Genomic DNA, 6,636 nt, shown 5'->3' with positions numbered 1-6,636 from the left:
GCGAGTTCGCCTTCGGCGCGCTGGCGCAGGCGCAATTCGCGTACCAGCAGCCAGGTCAGCCACAGCAGGCCCAGGCACAGCAGCAGGGTTGCGCTGCCGATCAACAGGGCCGTGTGTCGCCAGTTGCTGAATATATGCTCGGTGGACAAAGCCACCACCACCAGCAAGGGTAACTCGCTGATCTGGGCGAAGTTGTAGAGGCGCTGCAGGTGATAGATACCGGACACGGCGGTAAAGCTGCCGTGGCGCTCGGTCAGAAAACGCAGGAAGATCGGCGTGTGCCCCAGGTCCTGGCCGGTATAGAACATGGTGGTGGCCGGGTACTGGATCAGCATGATGCCTTCGCTGCTGACCAGGCTGATATTACCCTTCGGGCCCAGGTCCAGGCCGCGAAACAGGTTCTGGAAGTAGCTCATCTTCATCAGGGCCACGGCGACGCCGCCAAACCTGCCGTCCGGGGTAGTGATCCTGCGGCTGAGTACCAGGCTCCAGTCATTGGGGGCATCGCTGGCAGGCAAGGGGCGGCTGATAAAGATGCCTTCAGTTTGCCCCTTGAGATGAACCTTGAACCAGGACTGTTGGCGAGCGTTGTTGAGCAGGGGCTCGACCGGGCGTGAGCCGGCAATCACCTTGCCGTCGGCATCCAGCACAAAAAAACCGGCATTGGACGGCGCCTCGGCCGCTCTGTCGAAAAGCAGGGGTTGTTGTGTCTGCGGCGAAAGCGAGGCCAGCGCCTGGCTTTGCACCAGGCTGACCAGGCTGTTGAGCGCCGAGTCATAGGTGGAAATGGTATTGCGGATATCACGGCTGATCAGCTGCACGATATTCAAGGCAGAGCGAGCCGCATCATCTTCGGTATTGCGGTATTCCCTGACCAGCAGGTAGCCGACGATGTTCACAATCGCAACCACCGACAAGGCGCTGGCCCAGACCAGCATGCGGCGGGTGATAACCGGTGTGCGCAGATGATATTTAATGGCTTGACCCTCTGAAGAAAAAACCATGTACAGCGGGCCTTTCATTCAAGGCTGGCACTCACTCAGGACAACTCTGCTGCACTGATTACGCAATTGCGCCCGGCCTTCTTGGCCTGATACAGGGCCTGATCGGCGCTGTTGATCAAGCCTGCTAGCTGGTCGCCAGGTTTAACCTGGCGGGTACTGACCCCCATGCTGGTGGTGAGCCGGCGATGGGAGGGCGTCAACGGTTCCAGTTGTTCGACGGCCTGGCGGATGCTCTGTGCCAGGTTGTACGCGCCACTGGCATCGGTATCGCTCAGCACCACTGCAAACTCTTCGCCACCATAACGGGCCGCCAGATCGGTGGAGCGGTGCATGCACTGCTGGATAGTCCGTGCCACACGTTTTAAGGCCTCGTCACCGTCCTGATGGCCATAGGTGTCGTTGAAATTCTTGAAATGGTCAATGTCAAACATGATCAGCGACAGCGGCTTGCCTGAGCGCTGCGCCCGCCGCCATTCCTGTTCCAGGGTCTGGTCCAGCTTGCGGCGGTTGGCCAGCCCGGTCAGCGGGTCGGTGGTTGCCAGCGCTTCGAGCTGGCGCTCGGCGCGTTGACGCAAATGCAATTCACGGCCCAGCAACCAGGTGAGGACAAGCAGGGCGCTACATAACATGAGCGTACCGATACCGACCAAAATGGCGTTACGCCTCCAGGCGCTGAACACATCCTCAGTGGCCAGTGAGACCACCACAATCAACGGCAGGTCACCGACCTCGGAAAAATTGTACAGCCGCTCATCGCCATCAATGCTGGAGAGGGCGATAAAACTGCCTCTGTGTTCTTGCAGAAAGCGGACAAACACGGGGTTGTTGCTCAGGTTGGTGTGCGCGTCGGCGGATGTCGGTTCGGGATGCTGGGTCAGTGGCGTGCCATCAGTACTGATCAGTCGGATAAATCCATGGGGTTCCAGGTCGAGCCTCTGGAACAGGGTCTTGAAATAGTCCAGCTTCATCTGCGCCACCGCGACGCCGAGAAACCTGCCGTCAGGCCCGGAAATCCGCCGGCTGAAGCTGATGCAGCAAATGCCATCGTTTTCAGCTGAGTCAAAAGGGTGGGAGATAAACAGGTTGGGGCTGTTGGAGTCACGGTGCTCCACAAAACTTGGCCAGTGGCTGAAGTTTTCTTTGGGGCTGACTTCAGTGCGTGAGTCGGCGACCAGGTCGCCTTGGGCATTGAGCAGGTAAAAGCCGCCATTGGCCGGGGTCTGTTCGGCTTTATCGAACAACAGCATATGTTTCAGCGGCAGGGAGACACTGTTCAGGTCGCTGCGTTTTGATACGTCGATCAGTGCGTTGAGCGCTGAGTCGTAGAGATTTACCGTGTTTTGAACGTCACGCCCGACCAACTGCACGATATTGAGGGAAGTGCGGATGGCGGCCAGTTCTGCGGTGCGGTGTTCGCGTACCAGCAGGAAGCTGACGATGCTCAGAATGGCAATGATTGAAACGCTTGTGGCGCCGATCAGCAGGCGTAGGGTCAGCACGTTACTGCGCAAGATATGCTTGATGGCCATGCTCATTGTCGCCCTGGGTTCGGCCCCATAAAATGAACGCAATCATATGAAAAGGCCAGCTTTACGCTGGCCCTTTGTTCATGGATTAAAACACATCAATAGGATAGTCGATGATCACCCGATACTCATCCACATCGCTGTCCACGCTCTGGTAGGCCGTGTTGCCGCGGTTGGTGGCCCAGCGCAGGGTCACTGCCAGATCCTTGGCCTTGCCTTCCTGGATCACGTACTTGAGGCCCAGGTCGCGTTCCCAGTGATGGGCGTTCTTGCCTTCCGGGTTGTACCAGTTGCTGTAGCCGATGCTGTCGGGGTCGGCCTTGGTCAGGTCCAGCTCACCCCGTGAATACGACGCACTGGCGGTCAGGCCGGCGATTCCGAGGCCGGCAAAGTCATACTCATATTGCAGCTTCCAGGAACGCTCGTTCGGGCCGTTGAAGTCCGAATATTGCTGCGAGTTGTCCAGGTAAACGCTGTCGCCCTGATAGATATAGTCGAAAGGCGTGTTGCCATTGACCCGCTGGTACACCGCGGTCACCTTGTGGCCGTCAATGCCGAGGGCCAGGTGCAGGCTGAAGGTGTTGTTGTCGATATCGCCCAGCAGGGCCTTGCCGGTGTCCTGGGTGTGATAGTAGTGCAGGCCGGGGTTGAGGGTGATGCCCTCGCTCATCTCCCAGGTGTAGTCAAAGTCGTAGTAGTACTGGTTCCAGATATCCTGCAACTGGGCGGCGTAGAGGTTGCTGGTGATTTCTGGCACGCCGCTCCAGGACGCGCCGGCCCAGGTGATGTGCTTGCTGCTTTGATCGCCCAGGTCACCGTAGGTGGTGGTCAGGCGGCGCATGCCACTCTGGTTGTAAGGTTTTTCAAAACTGACCTGGCCGCCTTCGAACATCCAGCCTTCGAAGCTGGTGTTGGTCAGGCTGACACCGCGAAAGGTCTGCGGCAACATGCGGGTTTCACCGCCGGCTATTACCGGATTGGTGAGGAACATATCACCGGCTTTGAGCTCGGTATCGAAGGCGCGGATTTTCAGTGCGGCACCGGCAGACGAAAAGGCGGTAGGCGCTTTGCCGTTGCCATCACTGACTGGCAGGATGCTGCTGCCATCGGTGCCACCACCGCCATCGAGCTTGAGCCCGAGCAAGGCGTAGGCATCCAGGCCGAAACCTACCGTACCCTGGGTGAAGCCCGATTCGAACTTGCCGACAAAACCCTGGCCCCATTCCTTGCTGTCATCAGCATGGGGGCTGCGGATATCGTGGTTCATATAGTAATTGCGGGCGTGGATCTTAAGGCTGGAACCTTCGATAAAACCGTCTTTGGTTGAGTCTTCGTCGGCGTGGGCGTAGGTGGGGATCGTTGCAGCCAGGGCAATGAATAACGGACTGAGTTTGTGTGAGTACTTCACCAGTTTGTTGCTCCTTGAAAGTGGCGGCAGTTTTTATTTTCTTTGCAAATTCTGTTCTTGTTCGAAGGGCTCCCAGTGTTGGCAGCGCTTTTTTTAAAACAAAAAAAAGCCGCTATGATAGCGGCTTTTGAAACAGTCAGTCACATGTGTGACAGATGACCGACTGGGTCGGGAAGTCTGCGAGTGAGCAATCAGCTGTCTTTGGCTTGATCGGAAACACTGGCTTTTGCCTGTGTAGGCTGCGGTTTTGCGTCGTTTTGATGGCGTGCTGTCAGCTCTGACTGATGCTGTTCAAACGATGCCGCGCGGGCCGCATTTTGTGCGACGAATGCAGGGGACTCTTCCGCCATGGCCAAAGGCGACAACAACAAAGACGACAAAACGAAAACGCTAGCCATACCCATACTGCTGGACATTTCAAAGACCTTCTTGCTTAGCAAGTGCTGTGTGATGGGTTAAATCTATAGCGCCAGGCAGGGGCGAAAAAGCCTTGTTTTAGACAAGGACTTTTGCGTTTTGAGTAACAAATGCGAGGGCCGTGGACTAGAGCCTCGGCAGCTACAGGAAAACTGCAACTGTGGGAGCGAGCCTGCTCGCTCCCACAATAGGGCTTGACCTGCAACAGAGTATCTACAGTGCTACAGGTCAAGCGGGCAGATCCAACCCGAATGTATTGCGCCCGCCGTCGCTGTGCACAAACACCTCGCCGCCATGCATCTGTGCAATCGCCTTGACGATGGCCAACCCCAGCCCGTGGTTGGCACCGCTGTTGTGGCGGGCCGCGTCCACCCGGTAGAAACGCTCGAACAAGCGCGGCAAGTGTTCTGCGGCAATCGGTAGGCCGGGGTTGCTGATGCTGATTATGGCCCGCCCGGAATTCTGCTCGATCGACACCTCGATCGTTTGCCCGGCTTCGGTGTGCTGCACGGCATTGTTCAGCAAGTTGATCAGCGCCCGGCGCAGGTGGGGTTTTTCGATATTGACCCGGGCATCGCCGCTGACCCGCACCACAACCCGGGCGTCTTCAAGAATAAACTCCAGATACTCCAGGGTGGTCGCCACTTCATCAGCCAGGGAGGCGCTCGACAGCTTGCTGGCCTTGCTGCCCTGATCGGCGCTGGCCAGGAACAGCATGTCGTTGATGATGCTGCGCAGGCGCTCAAGCTCTTCGAGGTTCGACTGCAGCACTTCAAAGTAATGCTCGGCCGAACGCCCCCGCGTCAGCGCCACCTGGGTCTGGCCAATCAGATTGGTCAGCGGCGAACGCAGTTCATGGGCCACATCCGCATTGAATGACTCCAGCCGGGTCCAGGCCTGCTCGACGCGGTCCAGGGTCGAATTGAAGGCACTGACCAGTTGGTCCAATTCCGGAGCCAGCGGTGCCAGGTGCAAACGCCCCGACAGGCGCGGTGGAGCCAGCTTTTGCGCTTCTTCAGACAGCTTGATCAGCGGCTTGAGGCCGATGTGCGCCACCCAATAGCCGAGCAATGAGGCCAGCAGTACGCCAATCGTTGCCAGACTTATCAGGGCAAGCAGCAAGTGATGCTGGGTCTGGCGAAAGGTCTGGGTATCGATGGCAATCAAAAAGCGCAGCGCCGGGCGCTGCTCTTTGGCTGGAATTTCGCTGATCAATACTTTGAACGGGTAGGCCTGGCCGGGCAGGCGCAAGTCCCGCACGCCCACGGGTCCTTGGGCAAATTTGCGCACGGCTGCCTCGGGGTTGCCGTACTCATAGGCCGGGTCTGAACTGATCGCCCAAAACCGGATGCGTTTGTCCTCTTCGCTGAGCAGCTTGAGCTTGGTGCTCATCTTGGCCCAGTGCTCGGCGTTGCCGTAGCGGTTGATCGATGACTCAAGCACGCTGTAGCGGGCATCCAGCTCTGCTTCAGGCAGGCGGCCGATACTTTTGTCGACCTGCTGGTACAGCGCTCCACCAATCAGCACAAACACCAGTAATGCCACCAGGGCGAACATTGCGCTCAGGCGCATGGCGATGGAGTTCAGGGCGGCGGGGCGCTTAAACACTGCGCCGCTCCAGCACGTAGCCCATGCCGCGAATGGTGTGCAGCAGCTTGTGTTCGAATGGCCCGTCGAGCTTGGCGCGCAAGCGTTTGATCGCCACTTCGACCACGTTGGCGTCACTGTCGAAATTGATGTCCCAGACCATCTCGGCAATGGCGGTCTTGGACAGGATCTCGCCCTGACGACGGGCCAGCACGCTGAGCAATGAAAACTCCTTGGCGGTCAGGTCCAGGCGGGCTCCGGCGCGGCTGGCCTTGCGGCTGATCAGATCTATCCACAGGTCGTCGACGGTCACTTGCACCGGTTCGTGACCGCCGCTGCGGCGGGTCAGGGCTTGCAGGCGGGCGACCAGCTCCAGGAACGAGAACGGTTTGCCCAGGTAATCGTCAGCGCCTTCGCGCAACCCGCGTATGCGGTCTTCCACCCGTTCGCGGGCGGTGAGCATGATCACCGGGGTTTGCTTGCGCGCGCGCAAGGCCCGCAGTACGCCAAAGCCATCGAGGCCAGGCAGCATCACATCGAGCACGATCACGGCGTAATCGCTCTCCATTGCCAGGTGCAGACCTTCGATGCCGTCGCGGGCCACATCCACTGTGTAACCCTGCTCGGTCAGGCCGCGGTGCAGGTAGTCGGCGGTTTTTTCTTCATCTTCAATAATCAGAACGCGCATGACCCG

At 58.5% G+C, this 6,636-nt stretch carries 6 protein-coding genes; all 6 read right to left on the bottom strand.

Annotated elements, in window-relative coordinates:
• Positions 1-1,004 (bottom strand): cache domain-containing protein (locus tag GHO42_RS18215; protein WP_256671118.1); only part of this gene is annotated, 1,004 nt, incomplete at its 3' end.
• Between the two features lie 35 nt (positions 1,005-1,039).
• Positions 1,040-2,533, bottom strand: coding sequence for a GGDEF domain-containing protein (locus GHO42_RS18210; RefSeq protein ID WP_153327985.1), 1,494 nt, complete (start codon positions 2,531-2,533; stop codon positions 1,040-1,042).
• Positions 2,534-2,618: 85 nt separating this feature from the next.
• Positions 2,619-3,938 (bottom strand): OprD family porin, encoded by a 1,320-nt coding sequence (locus tag GHO42_RS18205; RefSeq protein WP_095031980.1) that lies wholly within the window; start codon positions 3,936-3,938, stop codon positions 2,619-2,621.
• A 191-nt stretch (positions 3,939-4,129) separates the two neighbouring features.
• A complete protein-coding gene (locus tag GHO42_RS18200; RefSeq protein ID WP_095020348.1) occupies positions 4,130-4,354 on the bottom strand; it encodes a hypothetical protein in 225 nt (74 codons plus the stop codon).
• Positions 4,355-4,583: 229 nt separating this feature from the next.
• The gene (locus GHO42_RS18195; RefSeq protein ID WP_095018366.1) at positions 4,584-5,927 is read right to left on the bottom strand and encodes a heavy metal sensor histidine kinase; all 1,344 of its coding nucleotides are present in this window, start codon (positions 5,925-5,927) and stop codon (positions 4,584-4,586) included.
• A 28-nt stretch (positions 5,928-5,955) separates the two neighbouring features.
• Positions 5,956-6,630 (bottom strand): heavy metal response regulator transcription factor, encoded by a 675-nt coding sequence (locus tag GHO42_RS18190; protein ID WP_095001527.1) that lies wholly within the window; start codon positions 6,628-6,630, stop codon positions 5,956-5,958.
• Positions 6,631-6,636 lie beyond the last annotated feature (6 nt).

Origin of the sequence: Pseudomonas sp. FSL R10-0056 (assembly GCF_009600105.1) — a bacterium.
Taxonomy (GTDB): domain Bacteria; phylum Pseudomonadota; class Gammaproteobacteria; order Pseudomonadales; family Pseudomonadaceae; genus Aquipseudomonas; species Aquipseudomonas bubulae.
This window is presented reverse-complemented; position numbering and strand designations above follow the sequence as displayed.